Source organism: Pseudoalteromonas sp. APC 3358 (assembly GCF_030408075.1).
Lineage (GTDB): Bacteria > Pseudomonadota > Gammaproteobacteria > Enterobacterales > Alteromonadaceae > Pseudoalteromonas > Pseudoalteromonas arctica.
This window is the reverse complement of sequence record NZ_JASDCE010000001.1, coordinates 354471-379538: the sequence shown is the minus strand read 5'-3', so window position 1 is coordinate 379538 and position 25068 is coordinate 354471. Positions and strand designations below refer to the sequence as shown.

The following is a 25068-nucleotide window of genomic DNA, read 5'->3' as shown; positions in this document are numbered from 1 at the left end:
GTAATTATATTTAATTAGTTATAGCTGTATTGTGTAGGTGCACTGTAATGGTTGTTGCTGTTAATCTGTAAATTTTGCATTGCTAAGTATGAGCGACCGGCATCTAAGCCTAATTTATGATCAAAACGTAAATCGTTATTTGAACTACCTAATAATTTGCTATGCAGTTTTTCGTCTGCAAAAATTTGTATTATTTCTACATCACTTGGTGGGTTTGCAATAAACTCAAGCTCATCTAAATACGCTTTCTCATGCTGTATTAAGTAGTCCAATGTTTTTGGACAATAGCCTGATGCTATAGCAAATGATCTTAGCTTTTGTACCCATGCAGATTGCGCTTGAAAATTAGCGTCAACCGTTCTTATTACAACAATTTTACGAGCGCCTCGGTTGTAAGCTTCACGCACTGGTAATGGAGCGGCTAAACCGCCGTCTAGGTAAAAATCGCTCTGTACTTGCTCTTCAGCAAGGTGTATTTCGTTAGCTGCTTTTGCGTTTAACCAAGGTGTTAATTTTACACCTTGTTTGTATAAAAACGGGAGTGCGCTAGAAGCCTTTAACAAATCACGCCATTGGCCACTCTCACCCGTAGGTGATAGGTAATATGCTTTTCTGTCTCGTGCATTAGTGGCTGTTATAAGTAGCTCACGCGCGCCTAAACTCGTTTTAGCTGTTTTAAAATCTATGGCTCTTTTTACCTCAGTAGTTTTGTCAAAGTACCAATCTAAATCAACTATGTGTTTACCCACTAATCCGCGACCAAGCTGAAAAAAACGTTTGTTACGCGAAAGCCCTCTAATTAGGCGTTTTGCATAGCCTTTTTGACGCGCTAAGTAACTAGTTAAGTTTTGCGAACCTGCAGAGGTGCCAATGAATAAATCGAATGGGTCATATTCTTGCTCTAACCACGCATCAAGTACGCCAGCTGTAAAGATCCCTCGCTGCCCGCCACCTTCAGCAATCAGTGCAACTTTTGGTTGCGCTGTTTTGTTAACTGAATTAGCTGTTGCGCTATTTAGAGACTTCACGGTGAACCTACCTTTATTTAATGATGTTTGGTTTAATACGTACATTATAAAAAATAAAAGTGATATCTTAAAATTGATTGTTTAAATCAGTTCGATTGAAAAAACAGAACGGTATGTAAAGCAAAATATATACTAAAAATAGCAATCAAATTTACTTTGAATATTTAAATAACAAATACAGACATCACTTAAAGTTAATAAAATGAGTTAAAAAAGTTTAACTTTTGATGATGTCTGTATGTTAACAAGCCCAGAGTGTACGCTTGCTTAACTAACTATATTTTAGTGTTTTATTTCCATTAAAATTTCGAGTGCACGGTGGCGGTTTTCACTATCGAATACATCATTGGTAAATATAAACTCATCAACTTCTAGTTGTTTCGCTATCATCTCTAACTTGTGTTTAATACTTACATGTCCGCCTACTACGCTTAGACTTAAAAAGTTCTCTACATGAGCGCGTTCTTGTTCGCTCCACAACCCATCCATGCTTTCAACAGGTGGTTTTAGCCACAGCTCGTTACCACGTATGAGTTCGAGCACACGTTGCTTAGAAGTAGTCGACAGGTATTGCGCTTCATCGTCGGTGTCTGCTGCCACTAAAGGCAGTGCAAGCATGACGTATGGCTTATCAAGGTCGCTTGATGCCTTAAATTCGCGCTTATACAACGCTATTGCATCGTGCACGAAGCGCGGTGCAAAATGTCCTGCAAATACATATGGTAGCCCTTTTTGCGCCGCTAGCTGCGCGCTAAATAAACTCGAGCCTAATAACCAAATAGGAACGTTTGTGTTCTCACCCGGTATAGCACGTATAGCATGCGTGCCATTGTAAGGACCTAACAATGTTTGCAGCTCAGTTACTTCACCTAGGAAGTTTTCTGCGCGGCTCATATCGTTATTTAGTGCACGACTCGTTACTTGGTCACTGCCGGGGGCACGCCCTAGTCCTAAATCTATTCGCCCTGGATATAAGCTCTCTAACGTACCAAATTGTTCAGCAACAACTAATGGGGAGTGGTTTGGCAGCATAATACCGCCCGATCCAACGCGTATCTTTTTGGTATTACCTGCAATGTGTCCAACCAAAATAGAAGTGGCAGCACAAATTATACCTGGCATATTATGATGCTCAGCAAGCCAAAAACGGTTAAAGCCAAGTTCATCTGCACGTTGGGCGTATTTAGTACTTTTATGAAGAGTGTTAGTAACACTATCCCCTTTGATCATGGGGGCAAGTTCTAATAACGAAAAAGGAATGGAATTTAACAAAATAGCAGCTCCTAAAAATGCATGCTAATAATGGATTACATCATTAGCATAAAACACTTAAATGGGTCTGCTATTAGCTCAATTCAAGTTACGCAGAGGTATTAAAGCAAAATAGGTATATGTTATTTTGCTCTAAGGTATTCAGGCAAGCTGTGCATCACGTTGGCGCTGCTTTTTATAGCCTTCTGAGTCTACGCCTTTTTTCCAATAACCTGAGGAAACAATATTACTGCGCGGTATATTAAATTGCTCTGTTAGCAGTGTTTTTGCCCTACGTACAAGCCCAGCTTCCAATGCCATAAATACAATGGGAGGCTCTGCTGTAATGTGCAAATTTTGAAGCGCGCTAAGTAGCGCTTCGTCAGCGTTGTCGGTAACAAGCCAATTAACATTGCGGCTTGTTTCTAAATCAATAATGTCTTTTTCGGTGGGTACATGTACAAAGGCATCAATTTTTGAAGTTAAAGGTAATTGCTGCGCATACCCTTTTATTGCATTTACCGATGTTAAATCGCCTAGTAATACATAATGCGAATGCTCATAATTATCTAGCTTTTTAGGGCCTGGTCCTGCAATACCTAGCTCGTCGCCTACTTTTGCAATTTTAGCCCAGTCAGTTGCAGGGCCTTGGTGCATATTTATAACAAAATCAAGCGTTAGCGCGCCTGTTTGTGCATCTACATGCCTTATTGTATATGACCGTATACAGGCTGTTTTTAAGTTAAAATCTACTTCACCATTTTTTGGAAATAGTACTTTTACATAGTTACCAATGTACTGTGAGGTTAAGTCTTTAAAATCATCAGAGCCTACAACAATACGCTGTAGGTGGGGTGTGATTTGCTGTGTACTTAATACGTTGGCTTTGCGAACTTGTTTACTCATGTATTACCTCGTTTTACAAAACTTAGACTTTAATTCCAACCTGCATAAATCTTTGATCAATTTAACGAATTAAATTGCACTATAACGTTGTTAAAATTTTCATTTAGAACAACTAGATACAAAAATTTTGCCTAGTTCTAGCGTAATTTTCTTAACGTTAAATAGACCCCATATATAAGCAGATTGGTATAATAATTGGCTGCTATAAAAAGCAGGTATTGCACAACGCCCCATTGGTTGATAAAATCAACTATAACAAATTAATTGACTTTGTCAACTATATTGAGAATTCTATGAATACACCTTTATCAAATACGCTGTTTGAACTAATGCAAAATTACCGTGTCACAATTCGTGAAGCAATTAACGCAGGCGAACTTGGTATTAATGCTATGCACGTACGCTGCATACATATTATTGCGAACGTAAATAACTGTACGGCTAACGATATTGTTACTAAAACGCAGCGCGACAAAGCGCAAATAGCACGTTTAATTAAAGATCTTATTGGCTTAAATTTAATTAATAAACAGGCGAGTGAGCACGATAAACGCTGCTTTATTTTGTCGCTCACAGAGCAAGGTAAAGTTCTTTTTGATAAGTTATTAGCCTCAGAGAAAAAAATAAATAATCAAATGTGTAAAAACTTAAACCCTCAACAAATCAAAGACTTTTTAGATACCGCACAACAAATGATCAAAAACATGGATTGATCAGCCATACATTTCTTGGCATAACTTACACAAAACGCATATACTGTACACTTATACAGTATATGCGTTTTAGGTTGTGTTATGTTTGTCATTCCCATTTATATAGAAGCAGGCGTGTGTGGTTTTGAATCCCCCGCAGCGCAGTACACCGAGCTAGGTGTAACCCTTGATGAGCTTTTAATAAAGCATCCAGATGCTACGTTTATTGGTATTGCATCGGGTAACTCTATGCAAGAAGTCGGGATTTTTGAAGGGGACTTATTAGTTATCGACCGTGCAGAGCCTGCAGAAAATGGTGACGTTATTGTTGCTAACTTAAATGGTCTTTTTGTATGCAAACTACTTGATAAAACCAATGCACGGCTGCTTTCAGCTTCTTCTTTACATAAGCCTGTACAACTAACCTCTGCAGACGAATTTCAGCTAGAAGGCGTAGTAACGCTATCAATAAGAATGCACAGGCAAAGCCCAGAGTTACTAAAATGTATGCCTTAGTTGATGCTGTGTCATTTTATGCCAGTGCCGAAAAAGTATTCGACCCTGCTATTCGCTCCAAACCCGTGGTTGTACTTACCAATAACGATGGCTGTGTATGCGCTATTTGCCCTATTGCTCGGCGCTTAAATATTCCTAAATTTGGCCCGTACTTTAAAGTTAAGCATTTGCTTGAGCAAAACAACGTTGTTATTCGCTCTAGCAATTACGAGCTTTATGCTGATTTAAGCGACAAGATGATGAATATTATTGGCCGCTTTTGCGATACACAGCACATATACAGTATTGATGAATCGTTTTTGCACTTTGATGGCTACACATCGTTAATTAAAGACTGGCATGAATACGGCCATACAATAAGGCGCACAGTATGGCGCGAAACAAAACTTCCTGTAGGTGTTGGTTTTGGCCCGACCCCTACTTTAGCAAAAGCCGCTAACCATGCCGCTAAAAAGCTCAGTGGTTTTAATGGCGTAGCAGTAATAAATAGCGAGCAAACTCGCCAAGCTATTTTACAAAGAATGAGCTGCGAAGATGTCTGGGGAATAGGCCGGCGACTAGCTAAAAAGCTTAAAATAATGAATATACACACCGCTTGGGACCTTGCTCAGCAAAACCCTAAAGCAATGCGCCGTGCATTTAGTGTGGTTGTTGAACGTACAGTAAGCGAACTTAACGGGATAACATGTTTAAACTGGGATGATGTACGACAAGACAAGCGGGAGATTTATTCGACCCGTAGTTTTGGAGAGCGCATATGCGAGCCAACAGCACTTAAAACAGCGCTAATTAACCATGTAACCACAGTGGCTAATAAACTAAGAGCGCAACGCTCGCTTACTCACCAGCTTTATATTTTTGCAGCCAGTGGTGCGCACGAAAACAGATATTATAAAAAGTCGTTTGTGTATAAGTTCCCCTCACCCACTAACGACACCTGCGTGATGGCTAATGCTGTATCTGAAGTATTTAATAATATTTACCAACCGGGGATCCGATTTTATAAGTGTGGTGTGGGCGCGGTAGAGCTAATATCAGAACAGTTTCAACAAAATGACTTATTCAATAAGAGCCCTGATAATCCAAAGCTTATGCAATGCCTAGATACAATTAACAATCGATACGGAAAAGGGATGCTCAGCCTTGCAAGCAGTAAATTAAATGACCGATGGCACATGAATCGTGATTTTTTATCGCCGCAGTACACTACGCGTTGGCGCGATATCCCTAAAATATACTGCGAATGATTTACTACTTACTAGATGCTTTATTTGCTCTCGTCTGCTTTTTTAAATGTGCACTCTACACTAGGTTCGCTTAATGTATATTTTAGTGTGTTATCAGCTAAAAACTTGATACTTTGACTGATTGTTTTTTCGTTTGCAGGGTTTTCACAACGGCTCATTCTTAAACCGTTTTCAAGGCCATCACTTTTATATTTAAGCGTACTGGTTATAAAACAAAAGTTTGGTTTTTTAATAGTGCGAGTACCATTATGGAGCGATCCAAATACAATTTGTTCTCCAAGTTTAAAACCTGCACTTAAATCACTTTCGTCTGTCAAACTCAAATCGCTATTAACGCATAACCCTGAATTGGTCGACACAACTTCGTATGCCCCCAATTTTGACTTTAAAAACGGTATAAATCGTGTTTTATTACTCGGCTCAGAAAAAGCATTTGCACTTGTAAAAGCGACAGTTAATAAAGCGAGTGTTAAATATTTCATTTCGTGGGTGTATCCTCGTGAGTCAGCGTGTTAAATAATAGCAAAATGCCTAATCACTTAGCTTTTATAACTTTTAACAACTATAACAGAGATTTACTATAAAAGGAGAGAAGTCGTATTACAGGAGCGAGCGCGTGAGTAGGACGCGGAAGCTTTGCTCGGTTTTTATTATTCTTACATGGATGTAAGCCATTAGAATAACGCAGGAGCAGTTGTCGAGCCCACTAGGTTACAAATCTCGCGCCGCGATTAAATCCTTCTTGGATTGAACAAATTCAACCACCAAAGGTAAACATGCCCTAGATACTCATTACAAACCATTTTGTTGTTAAGCACTTTACTTAATACGTACTTAAACAACAAAACGATTTATACCAATGCGCTTAATTGCAAGGGTAAATTGAACTCATTAGATTGTTTAACTAGTTATACGAATTGGTATTTATTTTATTGCCAGTACTTTGCAAATAATAAAGGGTAGCTTTGCTTTAAAAACTTAGGTTTGTCTTTAAAACGTTTACCTTTGGGTTCATCACTGCCAGATGGGATAAACGGCAATTCGTCTTCGCTGCGTTCTTCAAATAATAAACCGGCTATTAAGTCGTACTCATCAATGTACGGATAAGGCTGCTCGTTTAAGTAATAAACAGGTGTACACTGCGCTATAGAATCAGCATTTTCTAAGGCGTTTTCGAATACTGTTTTACCGCGCGAAATTAACCAACATCTAAATTCGCTAAAGCCGTAATCGTCGTTACATCCAGCCATCACAAAAGCGGCACCAAATAAATCCCAGGTAAAACACTTGCGCATATGTATGCCAAAATGCTTATCAAAATCAATAAGGTGTTGATCGCTTAAATCATTAAGTTTAGTTTTTAGGTTATCGCTCACACTTTGCGGATCGAGCCCTAAATCAGGCGTTGTTACTAATTCCCAAAAAGCCTGTTCTGTTAACGCTGCCATTATAAAATCTCTTTTACTCGGCCAACTTGACCATCTTCTAAACGTACTTTAATACCGTGTGGGTGATTTGGTGATTTTGTTAAAAGGCGCTCAACAACACCCTCAGTTAATGTGCCGCTGCGTTGATCTTCTTTTAATACAATATTTACTGTGGTACCTGGTGAAATTTGCGAACGCGTAGGAACAGCCATAATTTAAACCCTAAAAATAATTTATCTAATTATAACGTCCATGTGCTATCAAACCAACAAAAGCTCTGTTAATTGGCGGAAAATGAAATATGTGCTGGTTTTGCGTTCAACTTAATACTCGTAAGCTCTTTGAGTATTATATTTGTTAATTCGTTAAGTTGCGGTTTTGCACTTTCAAGGGCTATATCATCATTAAAATAGCACTGTACTTTTAACGTATTGGCCTCGTTATTTAAATCAATGGTATGCGTTAGATAATCAAAACCAATTACGCTTTCTTTTATTGCCTCGCATGCATTAGTAAGTGCTAGTCGAATGTGCTTATCGCGCTGCTTTTGAGTTTTAGTCATAAATATAAAGGTTACTTATTTAGTTTCTGCTTGTTGCTGTTTTTTAAACTCTTCGTAGTTAGAGTCTTGTTTATCTAGGCATTCGTAATATTCTTTGTCAGCTTTATAGTTACATTCATCAAGGCGCGCCGATTGAACTTCATGAAAACGCGCGTCAGAGCTACAACCAGCTAAAACACATAATCCAACAATAAGTAATGCGCTACTTTTTAGTTTATTGATAAACATTAAATTTCCTTACACTTTCTATATCGAAAAAGCGTTAAATTATTACAATATTATTGTATATTAGCGCCATAAAATCTTAATCTCCAAAGGATCTATTTCTATGATGTCGCAGTTACAAAAGTTGTTTCAGCGTATAGACAAAAGCAAGATATTTCAATCATTTGTTATAGCTGTAATTATTGTTTCTGCCCTGACAGTCGGTGCGCACACTTACTCACTACATCCTACCGTAGAGCTTGCTCTAAATTGGATGGACGTTGGCATTACCGCATTCTTTTTAATTGAACTAGTAATCCGCTTTATTGCAAGTAAAGGCATAAAACACTTTTTTTCTAAAGGATGGAATATATTCGACACCATCATAGTATTGGGCAGTTTATATCCTGCTGCTGGTTCTACTATGTTAATTGCTCGTTTACTGCGCATATTTAGAGTACTGCGATTGGTATCGATGATCCCTGAGCTGCGCTTATTAGTTAACTCATTGCTTAAAGCCATTCCGCAAATGGGTTATATAGCCCTATTAATGTTTGTTATTTTTTATATATACGCTGCAATGGGCAGCATGATGTTTGCTGAAATAAACCCCGTACTTTGGCAAGACGTCTCAATCTCAATGCTTACCTTGTTTAGGGTGGCAACATTTGAAGATTGGACCGACATAATGTACGAAACAATGGCGGTGTATGAATTAAGCTGGATTTATTACCTTACGTTTATATTTTTAACTGCATTTGTATTTTTAAACATGATGGTAGGTGCAATACTTGAGGTAATGAGTGAGGAGCACCGCAAAGCACGAGAAGAGCTCGCAGACGACAGCTCATTACCTGCAACGCAAGGGCAAGTAAACGAACTAAAATCCCAAATTGCTGAGCTTAAAGAGCTATTGAGTAACCGCAAAAACTAATCTGATAAGAGTATTAAAGCACCCACTTAAAGTTTAAAAAGTGGGTGCAGCTTAGGCATTTAACTCAAACATGCATTTCCAAAGTGCTTTAATTCCCCTCGTTATCAGGTTTGTTATCCGTATCTTCAAAAGAAATGATGTTATCTACTTTCATCTTAAACGCATCAAAAAAAGCATTTTTTAAAACCGAAGTAACTGCTTGGAAAGTCGAAACATCCGCATTGTCTAATTGCCCTTCTATAGGAATGCGTGCAGCAACAAGTTTAGACTCATTATTTTCGAGGATAGAGCCTAGTAAATCAACACTGCCTTCAAATATGGCTGTAAATATGCCGTCGTCATCTTTTTCTATATCTTCGCGCCACGAAAAAACACGCAAGTTTTGAACGCCCGCTTTTACATAACCATTTAAGTTATTATCTTTAGCCACAAGTTCCATAGCACCATCAATGCCTCCCGCTTCAATATCAAATGGTGTATACACTTTAAATACAGTGTCTAAATTTTTAACTGAAAAGCGCTGTACCTCTGCGTTAAAATCAAAATTAGCCTGCTTGCTAAAAGGGTCTAATTTGCCATTAAGCTTCAAAGCGGCCTCGCCCATTAATGCTCCCTCTACGTTTAAAGTAGTCACAAGTGTTTTTGATAGGTTTTGCGCATTCGTTATGTTTTCTATTCTGGCATTGATATTTGATATAAAAGTGGGGTTTTCACCACTGTTAGTTGAATTAACTAAGGTTAACTTTCCTTGCTCAATTGTTAAGGTATCAATAGAAAACAGTACTAAGTTATTGGCGAGCCCTACCCAGGTAGTTTCGTCTTTTACTTGTTTATTTTGCTCAGAAGCATTGGGGTCTTTATCGTAAATAACTATTTCAGGACGCGTAAAGGCCATGTTTGTTACTAAATTTCCCTTTAAAAGAGCTGACCACGCGAGTGAAAAATCGAGAGTTTGAATACTCAGTAAAGGCTTAGGAGCTGAAGTTGCATCAACAGCGTAAATTTCAACGTCGTCAATTGCGTAGGCACCGCGATATAAAAACAAATCTACATCACCAACATGTCCCGTAACACCTTGCGTATGCTTTAACTGATAATTTACGTAATACTGAACTACATAAGGCGCGGCTATTCGCGTTATTATAAGCAATACAATCAGCGCTATTACACCTTTAAAATATTTGGCGTGAAATGTTGTAGATGAAAAATGCATTCTAACTTCCTTTGCTAAAAACGAGGGCCTATTGACCTTTAAGGATTAAACTCTGTTCTATGTAGGGCTGCGTATGTTTGGCATTAATGCTGCGTTATCGCCTATTTATGAAGAACAACCACACAACATAGACTCAACCTTGCCTAAAAACCAAACGTACGGCTGCACATTTAACCTCGAAAGATAAACAGGCTCTAATTAGTTAAACTTTTTAATTAAGTACATAAATAAACGTGTAAAAATTACTAATATTTGTAACTTAAGTACCTGTTAGGTATAAAATTACAAATAGAGCAAAGCCATATAAGCTTAAAACTTTAAACTACAATCACTACAGCAAAGGATATACCACTATTCAAATACACCGCTTAATGAAGTGATTCCCATGCTTATCTATCTATAATTTTGCCAACTAATAACCTGCATTGATTCGAATAAACCGCTTTCATCTACTAAAGTAAAATTAACGCAAACAAGAATAAAAATACATGAACCCTGTTTTTTATATATTAGTTACCCTCTTTTTAACCAGTGTTATTTGGTCTGTCATATTTTTAATGTCGTGGTTTACGTTAGGTAAAAAGCAATATGCCATGCTTTGGACAATCGCATTCGCACTCTCTGCATGCCAATGGGCAACAATATTAGCAGAACCATTATTTGACTCTCATACACTATATTGGATGTTAGGAAGCAGCTTCTCAGTAGGCTCTGTGCTACTTGGTACATGGGGGCATTGCATTAGGGTAAATTCGAGTATAAAAATTCGCTATTTAATCATCTCGGCAATAGTAACTCTTGCTGCTGTTTATTATTTTACGGCCATAAATGTGCATGTTGGCTTATTTATGTCGTTGTATATGTATTACGATGTGATCTTACTGATACTAAGTGCGGTTATTATTTTCAGGCATAAGCAAAAATCACTCCCTGCTGAAATAGGCGCTAGTATTACTTATTCGCTATGTGGATTACTTTTATTTGTTGCAGCAAGCATAGCATTACTGCAAGGCAGCCAAGTGAATGAAGAATATATAGCGCTATATACATTAATTAACTTTATGACTGTCCCCGCTGCTCATGTCGGCATGGCCGTATTTATGATATTCATAATGGCGTCTGATTTAGCCGAAAAAATGAACCATCTTGCAATGACTGATGTACTTACGGGCTGCTTAAATAGGCGTGGGTTTTATAATAAAAGCCAAGAGCAACTAAAAGATAAACTTAATAATTATAAGTACGTAAGCTTAATTTATTGGGATATAGATAAATTTAAAAAAATAAACGATGAGTTTGGACATGCAGGAGGTGATGTGGTGTTAGTAGAAGCGGCGAAAATAATGCAAGACTGCATAAATCCAGATGATTTGTTTGGCCGAATTGGTGGCGAAGAATTTACCTTATTAATAGCACGTAACGACGAGCCTACAGCTAAAGCATTCCCCGAAAAACTAAGAAACGCACTCGCCAGTAGTCCGATTCATTTTAATGATAAAGTAATTAATGTTACGGCAAGTTTTGGCGTAATAAATATTAAATGCAATAAAACCGCAATTGAAAGCGCAATAAATGAGGCAGATAAAGCACTCTATCATGCTAAAAATGGAGGGCGTAATCAGGTAGTTCATATAAGCGAATTAAGTCAATAAAAGTTCATTATTACTAAGGCCTACCTATCTTTTTAGGTTGAATTTTCGGCAGCATCTTTAGGCAAATAGCATTAAAAAAACGAGGCGGATTGCTCCGTTTTAAGTTATTTTCATATGAATGTAAGCTAATAGAATAACACAAAAGAAGTTACCGCTCGCAGCGAGCCAGAAACGCACGGCACGCTTAAATCGAACCTAGATAAAACAAACTTTGTGCCTGAAAAGTCAGCGCTCTAACTAATAAGTTTAAGCGCATCGGCAAATCTAACTGGTTTACTGAATATAAAACCTTGATACTTATCAATTTGTAAGCTTTGTAATAACGTTAGCTGAGCGGGGTTTTCTACGCCCTCAGCTATTACCTGGCATCCAATCATATGCGACATGTTAGTTACCGCAGATACAATACTTTTATCTTTTGAGCATTCACAAATGTTATCAATATAAGATTTGTCTATTTTAATGTAATCAACTGACAGCTCCTTTAAAACCGATATAGAAGAAAACCCAGTACCAAAGTCATCAATAGAAATACGCACACCGGTATTTTTTATGGCCGTAATCACTTTTGACAAATACGGTAAATTTTTGATCATGACTGTTTCTGTTATCTCTAAATGCACATTGTATGGTTTAACAGCATATCTATTTAGAAGAGCAACTAAAAAATCTAAAAAATTATGGTTTTCTAGTTGCAACACCGACACATTAATCGACAATCCAATCTTACTATTCACAGCGTTTAACTTACTTAAACTCGCGATGGCTTGCTCTAGTACAAATTCACCTAATATATTAATTTTTCCATATCGCTCTGCAATATCTATAAATTCTGAAGGGGGAATAAATTCATCATTAAACTGCCAACGAAGTAGCACTTCAAACGTAGTTATTTCATTTGTACTTATATCAACAATAGGTTGATAACACAGATGAAAGTCACCTTTTTCTACGCACTCTTTAATTGAGCTGCGAAGTACTTCTTCTCTTTTAAGCGATTCATGCATTCGCTCGTCAAATACCGATATTTCATTACGGCTTTTCTTACCTTCATACATAGCAACATCAGCGTATTTAATCGCGTCTTCAAGATTAAAGTTTTCACGCGTAAAATACAGCCCAACCTTAAAAGAAGGGTTTACTTGATAGCTATCCATGCTTACTGTTTTCGTTAAAGTTTTAACTAATCTAAAAACACAGTCAAAAAGTTCGTCTTCGGTGTTACTACGAGAATAAAAAATAAACTCATCCCCTCCCCAACGACAAGCAATAAAATCGCCCTGAGTTTGTGTTTCAACTAATCGTTTACCTGTTTGGGCCAGCACAAAATCACCAAAATCGTGACCGTATTTATCGTTGATGATTTTAAAGTCATCCATATCTAAAAATAAAACGGCTTTAATATCATCATTTTGATTGGCTAAATCAAGTTCAACATTAGAAACAAAGCTCCCCCTGTTAAACAATTTAGTTAAATTGTCTTTTTGCTCTAAAAGGATTATTTGTTCGGTACGAAGTTGCACTTCGTTTTCTAAGTTTTCAATAAATTGATCTAACTTAAGTTCATTATTAATTGATGACTTTACATCTTTAGCAGAACGTACAGCGGTAACAAAACACAAAATAAACCATAAAACGAGCCCTAAGATACCTAGTACATTCTCATCTTCAATAGGTTGTAAAAGTAATAAAATACTAAAAGGAACCAGTAAACAGGTTATATACGACAAGGAGGAACGAATATCAGAAGCTAAAACATTTACACCGCCACCAGCAAGGGAGCTAAAAACAACGAGTGATACAAACTTCTCCTGCATTGGCATATTTTCATAAAACAAAATGGGGAAAGCAGCCCATGTTAAAGCCGTTAATAATAAACCTATAAAATACAGATGATATTTAAAAGCATGGGTGTTGTTAACAAATACATGGCTGGCTATTCGAAGTAATGAAATAAATGATAACGTAAAAAGCCAGTAAAGTTTTTCTTGCGAGGCGCTGTGGTTAATACTGCTAAAAATAAGAAAACAAGAAACAACCGTGTTTATAGCAATTGCAGAACTAAAATAGGAGCTAACAAATGCTAATCGCTTATTGGCAAAGTTATTTATATGAGAGGTCATTAATGTTACTTGAATAGGCTGTTGCACAATGTAAACAGTTTACTTAAGTTCAATAATAAACAACAGTGAACATTCATAAAAAAGTATTGTTTAAGCCTCTTAAACGGTTTTATAAGCCATTAAACTAAAAAGGGCTGGCAAATTGCCAACCCCTTTTGTTAATACTGATTATATATTATACCAATTCGCTTAATTAAGTGATCTATTTTGAGAGAAGAAAATCGTGTCGATAACAAGGCAAAAATTTCGTTATTTAGTTGTTCTATATCAGAAATATTTAACGTAGTTAGCGTCAGATTTAACCCCTCAAATTGATTAAGTATTATTGCGAATTGGTATTACTCACCATCAACAATTATGCGTAGCATACGACGAAGTGGCTCTGCCGCTCCCCACAAAAGCTGATCGCCTACTGTAAATGCGCTGATGTATTTTGGCCCCATCGCTAATTTACGAATACGGCCAACAGGAATTGTTAAAGTGCCTGTTACTTTAACGGGTGTTAAGTCTGTTGCGCTAATTTCACGCTCGTTAGGAATAACCTTAACCCACTCGTTATGAGACGCTAAAATTTCTTCAATTTTTTCTACGCTAATATCTTCACGTAATTTAATGGTCATCGCTTGTGAATGACAACGCATAGCGCCAATACGTACACATAAACCATCAATTGGCACTGGTTGCTTTGAAGAACCTAAAATTTTGTTCGCTTCAACCTGTGCTTTCCATTCTTCTTTAGACTGACCACTTGGCATAGGTACGTCAATCCAAGGGATTAAACTGCCCGCTAATGGCACACCAAATTGGTCTTGTGGTAAGTCTTTTGACGCCATTGTTTCACTGACTATTTTATCAATTTCTAAAATAGCAGAGCTTGGGTTATCTAGTTTATCTGCAACACTTGCATGAATAGCGCCCATTTGTGCAATAAGCTCTTTCATATTTCGTGCACCAGCGCCCGACGCCGCTTGGTAAGTCATTGGGCTTACCCATTCAATTAGGTCTTGCTCAAATAAACCACCTAATGCAAGTAGCATCAGCGATACAGTACAGTTACCGCCCACAAAGGTTTTAACGCCTTGCGCTAAGCCTTGTTCAATAACATCTTTGTTTACGGGATCAAGCACTATAATACTGTCCTCACTCATACGCAGTGCTGAAGCTGCATCAATCCAGTAACCATCCCAACCCGACTCTCGAAGTTTTGGATATACCGCATTAGTGTAGTCACCGCCTTGGCAAGTAACGATAATATCCATTTTAGCAAGTTCGCTAATGTCACTTGCATCTAGTAATGGTTTTGCGTCGCCTGCTATATCAGGGCCTAGTTGACCCGCTTGTGAGGTGGTGAAAAAGGTGGTGTCGATATGGGCAAAATCACTTTGCTGCTGCATACGTTCTAATAACACAGAGCCAACCATGCCACGCCAACCGACTAATCCTACTTTTTTCATTGTTTGTTCCACTGTTTGATTCATAAAAGATGCCTTAATACATTAAAAATTAAATTCATTGCGTGAGATTTAATTTTCATTAACGCTAAACTAACACTCGTAGACGGCTAAAACTAGCGAATAAAACAGAACTTAAATATTTTTCATACTGAGCATAAACACAAAAAAGCTCTGTATTAAAATACAGAGCTAATAGATAGTGAAGGTTATTATTTCATTCCTTGAGTTTTATTTTAAATAAAGCTTAAAACTCATAGCTATAACTTAAACTAAACTCAGTGCCGGTGTCTTGTCCCCAAAGGGTAAGACCTTCTTGTTCAATTTCTTTTTCTTGGCCAAGCATATTTTTAACCTTAAAATTAACTTTGGAGTTAAAGTTAGGGAAGTAAGAATAAACTAAATCCACTGAGTGAAAGGACTTTTCTTCTGCATCTTCATTACCACGTGTACCAGGTACAATTATACGAGGACCAAACACATTATAAATTAGTGAAGTAGAATGAAATCCATCATCCGAGTCATAGCCCATTTGTAAGTTTGCAACCCACTCAGAATGACCAACTAAACGACGCTCATTGTTAGTTACAATATTCGATACCGTATCGGCCTCAAGGGCTTCTTTAAGCTGTGTTTCAAACAGTGAGTCAACACCATCTGAATCATTAATCCCCAAATTAACACTTGAGTCAGATAGCGTAACGTTGCCTGACAAAAATACTGAGGACCAATCCTTATTTATAAAGCCAAAGTCAGTTAAAAAATCAACTTCAATACCCGACAATTTACCCGACTGAGCATTAGCTGTTAATAACTGTGGAGATGCTCCCCCTACTCCCGCAAGCTCAACCATTTCAATTGGGTTTTCAATGTCTTTATAAAACAATGCAACAGAAAGGTTATTACCTGATGGCATATACCATTCAAACCTAAAATCAACATTTTTTAAATTAGAACTTTGTAAACTAGGAGATCCTCTCACCAGAAACTCAGTTAACGGGTCAACAAAGAAAGAAGAGCTTACATCACGTAAATCAGGGCGAATGGTTGTTTCACTTAAATTTAAGCGAAATTGCATTTCTTCATCCATGATGTACGTAACAGCTAAAGAAGGAAAAAAGTTATCTTCATTAATAGCTACATCTTGGATTTCTTGTAGTGTATTTTCAAAGAAATTAGTATGCGCTTCATAACCGACTGAGACTTGCGAAAAATCTTCCCATCGAACGCCACCAGTAAAACGCCAAGTGTTTTGATAGAAGTAATCGGCCATAAAATAATAAGCATCTAATTTATGCGCTGCACTGTACTTATCACCATCAGTGGTCCCGTCATCAAAAATACCTGAGCCAGTTACACTTGCATAAAAAGCGTCATTCGCCGTGTTTTCATCAGCAAAAATATCGCTTACGTTAGAACCGAACGAGTACTCATCGCTTATACCACGGTGCGTAATGCCAAACTTCACATTACTTGCATCACGTTTTTTCTCTGAAAAATCGCCGCCTATTTTTAACTCAAGCTCATAGCCGTCACCATAAAAAGGCATACCCATATTCCAACCAAATGTTTCAACATCGTCGTGTAATACTTGATACTCACGGGTGATATTTGTTGCAGCTACATCTTGCAGTTGTTCAGATTCAAGCACGCCATCAACTAAGTTTTGCTGATAAACAACATCTAAACCACCTGGTGCATTACGGTTTGCTCGACTTAAACCGCCAGACCAATCAAAAAATAAATTATTTAGCTCTGGAAAGTTGTGCGTCCCCTTAAGCTGAGTCGAAAACATTTCGCGCTCTTCGTACGTAATATCTACTCGGCGTAATTCGGTGACACCTTCTTCGGTTTCATTTGCATCAAAGTAATCGCGGTTACGTACGCGGTCACTCATGTCATGAAGTGCAATATTAGTAAGCTCAAACTTATGGTTTGAATTTAACTCATATCCTAAATTTAATGTGCCGCTCCAGCGTACATTTTGCTCAGTCGATGTACCATCGTAATACTGGGCAAAACATTTGTCTTCACAGCCTAAGCTACCAAGGCTTGAGCCGCTTTGCTCTTGAACTACTTCCCACTCGTTATCGTAAGATACGGCTGCAAGCACGCCAAAAGTACCGGCCTCACTTTCAAATCTATCACCTAAGGCAATAGAGAAGTTCATGGCTGGGTCAACATCCTTTTCTGAAATACCTACATCCCAATCAAGCGATTGAATCAGGTTTTTACGCTCGGCTAACGTAGTGTTTATATTGCCCTCAAGACCAGCATCACTGGTAAGCGCAGTAGTAAACACATCCGATAATGCTCGCGAACCAACATCTCGACCCATCCAGTCATCATCACCGCCACTGTAAAAGTAACCGGTATCGCTATTAGAAGTATTGTACGATGTACCCACTTGTACTTTTAATAAAAAGTCAGAAGGAATTGATTTAGTGCGAATATTTACATTACCACCACCAAAATGCGCTGGCATATCCGGTGAAAATGACTTTTGTACACTCAAGCTTTCAATAATTTCAGATGGAAATAAATCCAAAGGAACCACTGAGCGAGTAGGATCAGGACTTGGTACATACATGCTATTTAGTTGAGTACTAGAATAGCGTTCACCTAAACCACGCACATAAATAAATTTGCCATCGACTAACGTTAAACCAGTAACACGACGAAGTGCAGAGGCGGCATCGCCATCACCAGTACGTGATATTTGGTCTGCACCCATAATATCAGCAACAAACGCTTGGTTTTGACGTTCTTGCAGTACAGCACCCGCACTGCCCTTTAATCGTTGCCCTACAGCAACAACTTCTTCTATTTCTTGCTCTTCTACTTGCTGCTCAGCAGCCGTGGCTGTATTTACTGATAAACCAAGTAAGGCAGCCATTACAGCGTAGTTTAACTTTGATAAAGCAAGTGTAGAGGGTTTAAAAGATTTCATTTTTATACTCCGAAACAAAACAAGACATTAGCCGAGCTTTCGCTCGGCTATAATGTGGTTTGGGTTAAAGGCCTACTTTTACCCAACCTGCTGTCCAGTCTGTTTGTGCATCCATCGCACCAATGTAATCTACAGAATCAAAGTAACTATCTAAGCTTGATGAATCAAAGCCATTACCAAGTAATAACGACTCAGCAGTTGGCATATAGCCATTATCTGCAAGCCCAAGGTCAGCGGCTACTTGAACTGAATTGCCTGTTTGTCCTAAGAACCAAGATTCAACATTACCTGTACCAATTGCTTGTGTACCAAAGTTGTTAGCGGTTTCACACGCAACAACTGAGTGAGTAACAGTTAATGTACCGTCCTCTGCTCGCGGCGCTGAATCAGAGCCTACTCGTAAACAGTTTGAATAGTCTGCCCCGCCTGTAACCACTACGTTTTTAAGCATACCCGCAGTACCTGCACGTAAGCGGATACCATTTACACCCACATTACCAATAATTGTTACATTAGAGATAGTTGGCATTGTTAGTGGCGTTGCACTTGAATCAAACTCAGAGTTATCAGCTTCAATTGCATTGTCGCCCTCAGAGTCTGATTGTTTAATCAGTACATATTGCGCTTTACCCGTCCAACCGAATGACCAATCAAGTGAATCATCGCCTATGCTTGTTAAAACAAGGTGACTAATATTTGCAGTACCACCAAAAAATTCAACACCATCGTCTAGATTTTCATGAACGTGAATGTAATCTAGTTCAGTCTGACGACCAACACCCGCAAGTGTAATACCGTTAAGTTCATCGCCATTACCCAGCGTTTTACCCGCTTGCTTAACTGCAACATACTTTAGCGTACCTGAATTATCTTCAGGGTCATTACCACCGAACTGGCCTGCGTCACCTTCAGCAGACACACCACAACTGGCAAGTTCTTCTGCGGTAGCTTCACCTTGTTGGTCGCCACATGAGTTAGCAGGTGCATTACCCAATAATACTAAACCGCCCCATTGACCAATCGTAGTTTCGCCGCCCGTCATATCCTGGATTGACGTCATAGTAATTGGTTGATTTACACTGCCTACCGCTTCAATTTTAGAACCACGGCGAACAACTAAGAAGTCATCACCCGACTCACCAATTAACGTTGTACCAAACTGAACATAAAGTGTTGTGCTGTCAGCGCGGTCATTACCAACGGCTGTACGTCCTTTTAAAATCCAATGCGCATCGTTAGTCAGTGTTACATCAGATGTAAATACAACATCAGAGGTTAATTGATATACAGGTTTGTCTGTAATTGTAGGGAAGCTAGCAGAAACATCTGTTGCAAGTCCTTGTGCTAATGCATTAGCAATATCGTCAGGAAAGCTTGGTGTAATAGCAACTGTCCAACCATCCATCCAATTATTATCGCCATCGAATGCGCCGATGTAATCTGTTTTGGTAAAGAACGAGTCAAGCTCAGATGAATCCCCACCAGCACCTAATAAAGGTGAACCCGATTTTGGTGTAAAGCCGTCTGTCGCTAAATTAAGTGCTGAAGCCGTAAGCGTTAAGTTACCCGTTTGACCTTCAAACCAAGACTGCACATTGCCACTACCAATTGCTTGTGAACCAAAGTTATTATCTTCACTACATGCAACAGCTGAGTTTTCGATAGACAACTCACCCGATTCTGCATTAGCAGCAGAGTCTGAGCCTACACGTAAACAGTTTGAGTAACCTTCAGGGCCCGTTATAACAACATTTCGTAGAACGCCCGCTGTACCTGCACGTAAACGAACACCGTTAGTACCATCAGCACCAACAATTGTTACGTTAGAAATAAGCGGTTTAGTCAATGGTGTCGCATTTGAATCGAATTCTGAGTTATCAGCTTCTATTGCGTTATCACCCTCAACTGAACTTTGTTGAATATAGATATTTTGTGCACGACCCGACCAACCAAATGACCAATCAAATGCATCGTCGCCAATATCAGTTAGTACAATGTTACGAACATTAACTGTGCCACCAAAAAACTCAACACCATCATCTAGGTTTTGGTGAATTTGAATGTATTCAACTTTCGTTTGTGAACCAACACCTGCAAATGAGATACCGTTAAGTTCATCGCCATTACCCAGCGTTTTACCTGCATGTTTAACAACAATATAACGAAGAACACCTGAGTTATCATCGATAATATCACCACCAAACTGACCAGCGTCACCCTCAGCTGATACACCACAGTTAGCTAATTCTTCAGCTGTCGTTTCACCGGTTTGATCGCCACACGAGTTAGCGGGTGCATTACCTAATAATACTAAGCCGCCCCATTGACCAATCGTTGTTTCAGCGCCTGTTACATCTTGAATAGATGTCATAGTGATTGGCGCGGTTGCATTACCATTGGCATTAATTTGTGAACCACGACGTACAACTAAAAAGTCATCACCTGTTTCACCAATTAGCGTTGTACCCGCTTGAACATATAATATAGTTGCATCTGCACGGTCATTACCAACTGCAGTACGACCATTTAAAATCCAATGTGCATCGTTAGTAAGCGTTACATCTGCTGTGAACGTTGTATCTTCAGTTAAACGGTATACTGGTTTATCTGTAATTGCTGGAAATTCACTAGAAACATCTGATGCTAAGCCTTGTGCAAGCGCGTTATCAATATCAGTAGGGAAGCCGCCATTAATACCGACAGTCCAACCTTCCATCCAGTTAGTTGATCCATCAAAAGCACCAATTTGACCATTTGCGATAAGCGGTGAACCAGCAAGTGGCGTGTAACCGTCATCAGCAAGCATAAGCTCTGCAGGCGTAAGTACTTGGTTACCATCTTGTCCTTCAAACCAAGATTGTACATCGCCACCGTTAATTACTTCACTACCAAAATTATTTGCCGTTGTTTGACACGCCACAATAGAGTTTACAATCGTTAGTGTGCCATCTTCAGCGCGAGGAACTGAATCAGACCCTACACGTAAACAGTTTTCGTAAGTAGCAGGACCCGTTACAAATACATTTTTAAGAGCGCCCGCAGTACCAGCGCGTAGACGAATACCATTATTACCTTCTGCACCGACGATTGTTACGTTAGATATAGTAGGCAGTGTTAATGGCGTGGCGCTTGAATCAAACTCAGAGTTATCAGCTTCAATAGCGTTATCGCCTACGTTAGCCGCTTGTTGAATGTAAACATTAGTAGCCGAACCCGTCCAACCAAAAGACCAATCAAGTGAATCATCACCAATGTTAGTCAGCACTACATTACTTACATTAACCGTACCACCAAAAAACTCGATACCGTCATCAAGGTTTTCATGAACCTGGATATAATCAACCGTAGTTGCAGAGCCAACACCGGCAAATGTAATACCATTTAACTCATCACCATTACCAAGCGTTTTACCTGCTTGCTTAACAAGTACATATTTTAGAGTACCTGAATTATCATCACTGATATTTCCACCGAACTGACCTGCATCACCTTCAGCTGACACGCCACAGTTAGCAAGTTCGTCTGCTGTTGCTTCACCTTGTTGATCTCCACATGAGTTTGCAGGTGCATTACCAAGTAATACCAAACCACCCCATTGGCCAATTGCTGTCTCGCTACCCGTAACATCTTGAATTGATGTCATCGTAATTGGCTGGCTTGCAGTGCCGACTGATTCAATTTGTGAACCACGACGCACAACTAAAAAGTCATCCCCTGACTCACCAATAATCGTTGTACCTTGCTGAATATAAAGTGTTGTACTATCTGCGCGGTCATTACCCACAGCAGTACGACCACTCACAATCCAATGTGCATCATTAGTTAGTGAAACATCAGCAATCAATGTTGTATCAGCACTTAAGCGATACACTGGTTTATCTGTTATTGCTGGAAATTCACTTGAGACATCCGTTGCTAAGCCTTGAACAAGTGCATTGTCGATATCAGCAGGGAAACCCGTAGTTGCATTTTGAGAATCATCACGCGATGATGTTTCATCTACTGTACCACTGCCACCTTCAACAACATTAGTAACTGTGTCGCCTTCATTTATTGTTGTGTCGCCTTCAGATACTACTAAGTCACCACCACAACCCGCTAAAGATACTGCAGTTGCAATCAAACTAACTTTAAATAAGTCAGATAATTTCATTGTTCACTCCGTTAAAGTATTTAATTATTTTGTTAAGTGCTTTAAATAAACTCAAGTCACCTTAAAACATTAAGTAATGCTTTAAGGTCACTTGAGTTATCAGCAGCGCCTACCTTACGGTAGCTATATGACATTACAGTTACACTTTAATAAACATAAGATGACAAAGTTATTTACATAAAATTCAAGTGGTTGATTTATTAAAAACGTAAAAAAACCACACTAAAAATAGTGTGGTTTGGATTTGCGATTATGAAATTATATTTAAAAGTTATTACTAAAGCTTAAAGCAGTGCCGTTCTTAATGTTTCTGCATGCACTTTCTCGCGCTTTACATATTTAATCCACTGTTGTGCTAAACGCTGTGATTTTTTATGTTTTTCGGCTTGTTCGAACGCTAAAATAGATGCATCAAAATTTTGTAAGTTGTACTGAGCCATACCCAAGGCTACAAATGCATTTGATTCAAAATCAAGTGAGCCTTTATTAAGTGCTTTACGCGCTGCGTCGGCCGCTTCTTCATATTGCTCAGTATTAACATATACTTCAGCTAAGCGTTGATCATACTTACCACTGGGTGATAAATCGGCTGCTTTTACAAAGTATTTTATTGATTTTTCGTCTTCTTTTGCTTGAATCATCGCTTCAGCTACAAAGGCATAGTTTTTAGCGTTTTGCTCTGCAATCCCTTTTTCAATCGCATCACTCATAACGTCTGCGGCTTTAAATGCTAAGCCGTTATATAAATACACTTGCGCTAATTGACGTAAATCAGACTTAGAGGTTAAAAATCCTTGCTGATAAGCCGCTTCAATTACCGCCAACTGCTGCTTTTCTTGCCCTGATTCACCATACATGCCTGATAACTGTACCCAATACTCAGGCTTGTTATAAAGCTTTACCATGCGCTCAAGTACTTCAACAACTTTGTCAGTTCGATTAAGTGAGTAGTACATGGCACGCTGTAGTACTAACCAGTTTTCCTTAGGGATTTTGCCTTCGCTGTCGCTTAAAGCAATCACTTGAGATATGTACTCAAGGCCTTTTTTATAATCCTTTAACTGATAGTATGTTTGAGCCCTTAACAAGTAATAGCCTTCTGTTTTAGGCTTAGTGTTAATAGTGTCCCAGTCATCTAAAAATGCGATAACTTTAGTGTAATCACTATTAGCCATAGCTAGTTGCGCTAAACTAAAGGTAGTACTTAAACGAAGCGACTCAGGAATGGCTTCCTCTGCTACGACCTTTTCAAACGAAGCTATCGCTTTTGGTAAATCGTTTTCGTTGTAATAAATAAACCCATAAAAATTATGCATCATCGCAATTTCGTACGAGTTCATGCTTGAAGCTCGCTCTTGAATGCTATCAAGCGCTTCAAGGCCTGCTTTAACATCGCCATCATCAGCGAGTTTTTGTGCACGTGCGAGTTGGCTGTAGACCTTTTCGCGAAGCGCTGGTACACGTTTTGTTTTTTGCTCTTGCTCTGCATATGCCGTAGCTACACTTAGCCCTGGTATCAGGCTTAGAGCACTTGGTGTAACAATACTTGTACTGATCGCAGCGGTACAAAATAGTGTTAATTTTAAAAATTTAGCTGTAGGGCTTAATTTCATAACAGATTTAATAAATAGTTTCATAATCGCCTCGCTTTACTGTCCGTATACTCGTGGTTAATTACTAAATTAACCGCTGATTTGGAAAGATATTTTGTTCTGAACACCCGCCACTTCAACGGCTTCACCGTTAACTACGCGGGGTTTATATTTAAATTTAAGGGCTGCATCCATCGCCGCTCTATCAAAGAGAGACTCAGGCTCTGCTTTAATCACTTGTGGGTCTCGTACAGTGCCTTGTTTAGTTACTATAAATTCAACAATAACGTAGCCTTCGATACCTCGCGATAATGCGCGACGAGGATAAACAGGCGCCACTTTAACAATGGGTAAATATTCTCCATCACTTGTTTCAAGTGCTAACCCGCCGGCTAAATTTACATCCGCATCAACGTTTGCACCAAAGTCAAAGTTGTTAGCATTAGCTGTAGCATCACTATTTTGCATTTGCGGTGATTCCATTGGTGGTGGCGGCTCTTTTGGTGTTGGTGGCTTTTGTGGCTTACGCTCTTTTTTTTGTACGGTTTCTTCTTTTTTCAAGCGAACAAAATCAAGTACGTTACCCTTTACCGGATCCGACATAGCGCCTTCACCGCCAGTGATCAGTGCCTGCATGCCTAAAAACAACATAAAGGTCACTACGCCGGCTATCACTAATGCAACTAAATATCGCAACATAACTAGCCCTTAAGACGCATCTTGTGCGGCAATTGATACATCAAATGCGCCCGCCGCGCGCGAGGCATCCATCACCTTTATTAACATTTCGGTAGTGGCTTTTTTATCCGCTTGAATCACAACGCTACCTTGTGGATTTTCTGCTTTTAAACGCTCGATATTGGCTTGTACTGCGCGTACATCAATTTGACGTTTATTAATCCAAATTTCACCTGTATCTGAAATCGCAACAAGGATATTTGCACGCTCTTTTTTCACAGCAGTTGCGGCTTCTGGGCGGTTAACATCAATACCGGCTTCTTTAACAAAAGAGGCAGTTACAATAAAGAAAATAAGCATGATAAATACAACGTCTAGCATTGGGGTCATGTTTATTTCTTCAGCTTCATCTTCTTGAAATAGGTTTCCTAACGGGGCTCTCATTTTTATTCTCCTAGGATGAGCGACTTTATATAAGCCGCTTATCAA

The 25068-nt window shown here is 38.8% G+C and carries 21 protein-coding genes; 5 read left to right on the top strand and 16 right to left on the bottom strand.

What is annotated here, in order from left to right; all coding sequences use genetic code 11:
- Positions 1 to 14: 14 nt before the first annotated feature.
- The 3 genes from QL995_RS01710 to QL995_RS01700 form a co-directional block, all read right to left on the bottom strand.
- The gene (locus tag QL995_RS01710) at positions 15 to 1028 is read right to left on the bottom strand and encodes a patatin family protein (RefSeq protein ID WP_165725541.1); all 1014 of its coding nucleotides are present in this window, start codon (positions 1026 to 1028) and stop codon (positions 15 to 17) included.
- 282 nt (positions 1029 to 1310) lie between these two features.
- Positions 1311 to 2300, bottom strand: coding sequence for an LLM class flavin-dependent oxidoreductase (locus QL995_RS01705; protein ID WP_290292060.1), 990 nt, complete (start codon positions 2298 to 2300; stop codon positions 1311 to 1313).
- Positions 2301 to 2441: 141 nt separating this feature from the next.
- Positions 2442 to 3185, bottom strand: a complete 744-nt coding sequence (locus QL995_RS01700; protein WP_290292058.1) for a siderophore-interacting protein — start codon at positions 3183 to 3185, stop codon at positions 2442 to 2444.
- Positions 3186 to 3478: 293 nt separating this feature from the next.
- Here QL995_RS01700 and QL995_RS01695 point away from each other — a divergent pair, with 293 nt between their 5' ends.
- The 3 genes from QL995_RS01695 (at position 3479) to QL995_RS01685 (ending at position 5640) form a co-directional block, all read left to right on the top strand.
- Positions 3479 to 3898: a MarR family transcriptional regulator gene (locus QL995_RS01695; protein WP_010552917.1), complete on the top strand. Its 420-nt coding sequence runs from the start codon at positions 3479 to 3481 to the stop codon at positions 3896 to 3898.
- Positions 3899 to 3979: 81 nt separating this feature from the next.
- Entirely contained in the window at positions 3980 to 4393 is a 414-nt protein-coding gene (locus tag QL995_RS01690; protein ID WP_010552918.1) for a S24 family peptidase, read from the top strand.
- A complete protein-coding gene (locus QL995_RS01685; RefSeq protein WP_197184112.1) occupies positions 4381 to 5640 on the top strand; it encodes a Y-family DNA polymerase in 1260 nt (419 codons plus the stop codon). Before QL995_RS01690 ends, QL995_RS01685 begins: the two co-directional genes overlap by 13 nt.
- Before the next feature lie 20 nt (positions 5641 to 5660).
- Here QL995_RS01685 and QL995_RS01680 read toward each other — a convergent pair whose 3' ends face one another.
- From QL995_RS01680 to QL995_RS01660, 5 genes are all read right to left on the bottom strand, one after another.
- Complete coding sequence (locus tag QL995_RS01680; RefSeq protein WP_010552920.1) at positions 5661 to 6122, bottom strand: hypothetical protein; 462 nt, start codon at positions 6120 to 6122, stop codon at positions 5661 to 5663.
- Between the two features lie 447 nt (positions 6123 to 6569).
- Positions 6570 to 7088 carry a DUF4240 domain-containing protein gene (locus QL995_RS01675; protein WP_007377587.1) on the bottom strand — a complete coding sequence of 173 codons (519 nt, stop codon included), beginning with the start codon at positions 7086 to 7088 and terminating at the stop codon, positions 6570 to 6572.
- Positions 7088 to 7279, bottom strand: coding sequence for a YwbE family protein (locus QL995_RS01670; RefSeq protein ID WP_007583223.1), 192 nt, complete (start codon positions 7277 to 7279; stop codon positions 7088 to 7090). The genes QL995_RS01675 and QL995_RS01670 overlap by 1 nt, the downstream gene beginning before the upstream one ends.
- Before the next feature lie 68 nt (positions 7280 to 7347).
- Positions 7348 to 7629 (bottom strand): hypothetical protein, encoded by a 282-nt coding sequence (locus QL995_RS01665; protein ID WP_007583225.1) that lies wholly within the window; start codon positions 7627 to 7629, stop codon positions 7348 to 7350.
- Between the two features lie 15 nt (positions 7630 to 7644).
- Entirely contained in the window at positions 7645 to 7857 is a 213-nt protein-coding gene (locus tag QL995_RS01660; protein WP_007583226.1) for a hypothetical protein, read from the bottom strand.
- 100 nt (positions 7858 to 7957) lie between these two features.
- On the opposite strand from QL995_RS01660, the gene QL995_RS01655 reads away from it, so the two are divergent.
- On the top strand, positions 7958 to 8767 hold the full coding sequence (locus tag QL995_RS01655; RefSeq protein WP_010552921.1) for an ion transporter: 810 nt from the start codon (positions 7958 to 7960) through the stop codon (positions 8765 to 8767).
- 88 nt (positions 8768 to 8855) lie between these two features.
- Here QL995_RS01655 and QL995_RS01650 read toward each other — a convergent pair whose 3' ends face one another.
- Positions 8856 to 9980: a DUF748 domain-containing protein gene (locus tag QL995_RS01650; protein WP_290292040.1), complete on the bottom strand. Its 1125-nt coding sequence runs from the start codon at positions 9978 to 9980 to the stop codon at positions 8856 to 8858.
- A gap of 488 nt (positions 9981 to 10468) precedes the next feature.
- Between QL995_RS01650 and QL995_RS01645 the strand changes: the two genes are divergently transcribed.
- The gene (locus QL995_RS01645; protein WP_290292038.1) at positions 10469 to 11632 is read left to right on the top strand and encodes a GGDEF domain-containing protein; all 1164 of its coding nucleotides are present in this window, start codon (positions 10469 to 10471) and stop codon (positions 11630 to 11632) included.
- A gap of 233 nt (positions 11633 to 11865) precedes the next feature.
- Here the strand turns inward: QL995_RS01645 and QL995_RS01640 are convergent, their stop codons facing one another.
- The 7 genes from QL995_RS01640 to QL995_RS01610 form a co-directional block, all read right to left on the bottom strand.
- Positions 11866 to 13755 carry a bifunctional diguanylate cyclase/phosphodiesterase gene (locus tag QL995_RS01640; protein WP_206006223.1) on the bottom strand — a complete coding sequence of 630 codons (1890 nt, stop codon included), beginning with the start codon at positions 13753 to 13755 and terminating at the stop codon, positions 11866 to 11868.
- Between the two features lie 338 nt (positions 13756 to 14093).
- Positions 14094 to 15233: an aspartate-semialdehyde dehydrogenase gene (gene asd / locus QL995_RS01635; protein WP_290292029.1), complete on the bottom strand. Its 1140-nt coding sequence runs from the start codon at positions 15231 to 15233 to the stop codon at positions 14094 to 14096.
- Positions 15234 to 15453: 220 nt separating this feature from the next.
- Positions 15454 to 18156: a TonB-dependent receptor gene (locus QL995_RS01630; RefSeq protein ID WP_290292026.1), complete on the bottom strand. Its 2703-nt coding sequence runs from the start codon at positions 18154 to 18156 to the stop codon at positions 15454 to 15456.
- 64 nt (positions 18157 to 18220) lie between these two features.
- Positions 18221 to 22309, bottom strand: coding sequence for a hypothetical protein (locus QL995_RS01625; RefSeq protein WP_290292025.1), 4089 nt, complete (start codon positions 22307 to 22309; stop codon positions 18221 to 18223).
- 284 nt (positions 22310 to 22593) lie between these two features.
- Positions 22594 to 23922, bottom strand: coding sequence for a hypothetical protein (locus QL995_RS01620; RefSeq protein WP_290292463.1), 1329 nt, complete (start codon positions 23920 to 23922; stop codon positions 22594 to 22596).
- A 69-nt stretch (positions 23923 to 23991) separates the two neighbouring features.
- A complete protein-coding gene (locus tag QL995_RS01615; RefSeq protein ID WP_024593981.1) occupies positions 23992 to 24597 on the bottom strand; it encodes an energy transducer TonB in 606 nt (201 codons plus the stop codon).
- A 12-nt stretch (positions 24598 to 24609) separates the two neighbouring features.
- Positions 24610 to 25023 (bottom strand): biopolymer transporter ExbD, encoded by a 414-nt coding sequence (locus QL995_RS01610; protein ID WP_004334764.1) that lies wholly within the window; start codon positions 25021 to 25023, stop codon positions 24610 to 24612.
- Between the last annotated feature and the right edge of the window lie 45 nt (positions 25024 to 25068).

Excerpts from the sequence above, each read along its gene's own strand:
- QL995_RS01670 (WP_007583223.1), bottom strand. The coding sequence starts at position 7,279 with ATGGCTGTTCCTACGCGTTCGCAAATTTCACCAGGTACCACAGTAAAT.
- QL995_RS01695 (WP_010552917.1), top strand. The coding sequence starts at position 3,479 with ATGAATACACCTTTATCAAATACGCTGTTTGAACTAATGCAAAATTAC.
- QL995_RS01690 (WP_010552918.1), top strand. The coding sequence starts at position 3,980 with ATGTTTGTCATTCCCATTTATATAGAAGCAGGCGTGTGTGGTTTTGAA.
- QL995_RS01620 (WP_290292463.1), bottom strand. The coding sequence starts at position 23,922 with ATGAAATTAAGCCCTACAGCTAAATTTTTAAAATTAACACTATTTTGT.
- QL995_RS01640 (WP_206006223.1), bottom strand. The coding sequence starts at position 13,755 with ATGACCTCTCATATAAATAACTTTGCCAATAAGCGATTAGCATTTGTT.
- QL995_RS01610 (WP_004334764.1), bottom strand. The coding sequence starts at position 25,023 with ATGAGAGCCCCGTTAGGAAACCTATTTCAAGAAGATGAAGCTGAAGAA.
- QL995_RS01685 (WP_197184112.1), top strand. The coding sequence starts at position 4,381 with ATGTATGCCTTAGTTGATGCTGTGTCATTTTATGCCAGTGCCGAAAAA.
- QL995_RS01655 (WP_010552921.1), top strand. The coding sequence starts at position 7,958 with ATGATGTCGCAGTTACAAAAGTTGTTTCAGCGTATAGACAAAAGCAAG.
- QL995_RS01675 (WP_007377587.1), bottom strand. The coding sequence starts at position 7,088 with ATGGCAGCGTTAACAGAACAGGCTTTTTGGGAATTAGTAACAACGCCT.
- asd (WP_290292029.1), bottom strand. The coding sequence starts at position 15,233 with ATGAATCAAACAGTGGAACAAACAATGAAAAAAGTAGGATTAGTCGGT.
- QL995_RS01700 (WP_290292058.1), bottom strand. The coding sequence starts at position 3,185 with ATGAGTAAACAAGTTCGCAAAGCCAACGTATTAAGTACACAGCAAATC.
- QL995_RS01680 (WP_010552920.1), bottom strand. The coding sequence starts at position 6,122 with ATGAAATATTTAACACTCGCTTTATTAACTGTCGCTTTTACAAGTGCA.
- QL995_RS01665 (WP_007583225.1), bottom strand. The coding sequence starts at position 7,629 with ATGACTAAAACTCAAAAGCAGCGCGATAAGCACATTCGACTAGCACTT.
- QL995_RS01625 (WP_290292025.1), bottom strand. The coding sequence starts at position 22,309 with ATGAAATTATCTGACTTATTTAAAGTTAGTTTGATTGCAACTGCAGTA.
- QL995_RS01650 (WP_290292040.1), bottom strand. The coding sequence starts at position 9,980 with ATGCATTTTTCATCTACAACATTTCACGCCAAATATTTTAAAGGTGTA.
- QL995_RS01645 (WP_290292038.1), top strand. The coding sequence starts at position 10,469 with ATGAACCCTGTTTTTTATATATTAGTTACCCTCTTTTTAACCAGTGTT.
- QL995_RS01630 (WP_290292026.1), bottom strand. The coding sequence starts at position 18,156 with ATGAAATCTTTTAAACCCTCTACACTTGCTTTATCAAAGTTAAACTAC.
- QL995_RS01660 (WP_007583226.1), bottom strand. The coding sequence starts at position 7,857 with ATGTTTATCAATAAACTAAAAAGTAGCGCATTACTTATTGTTGGATTA.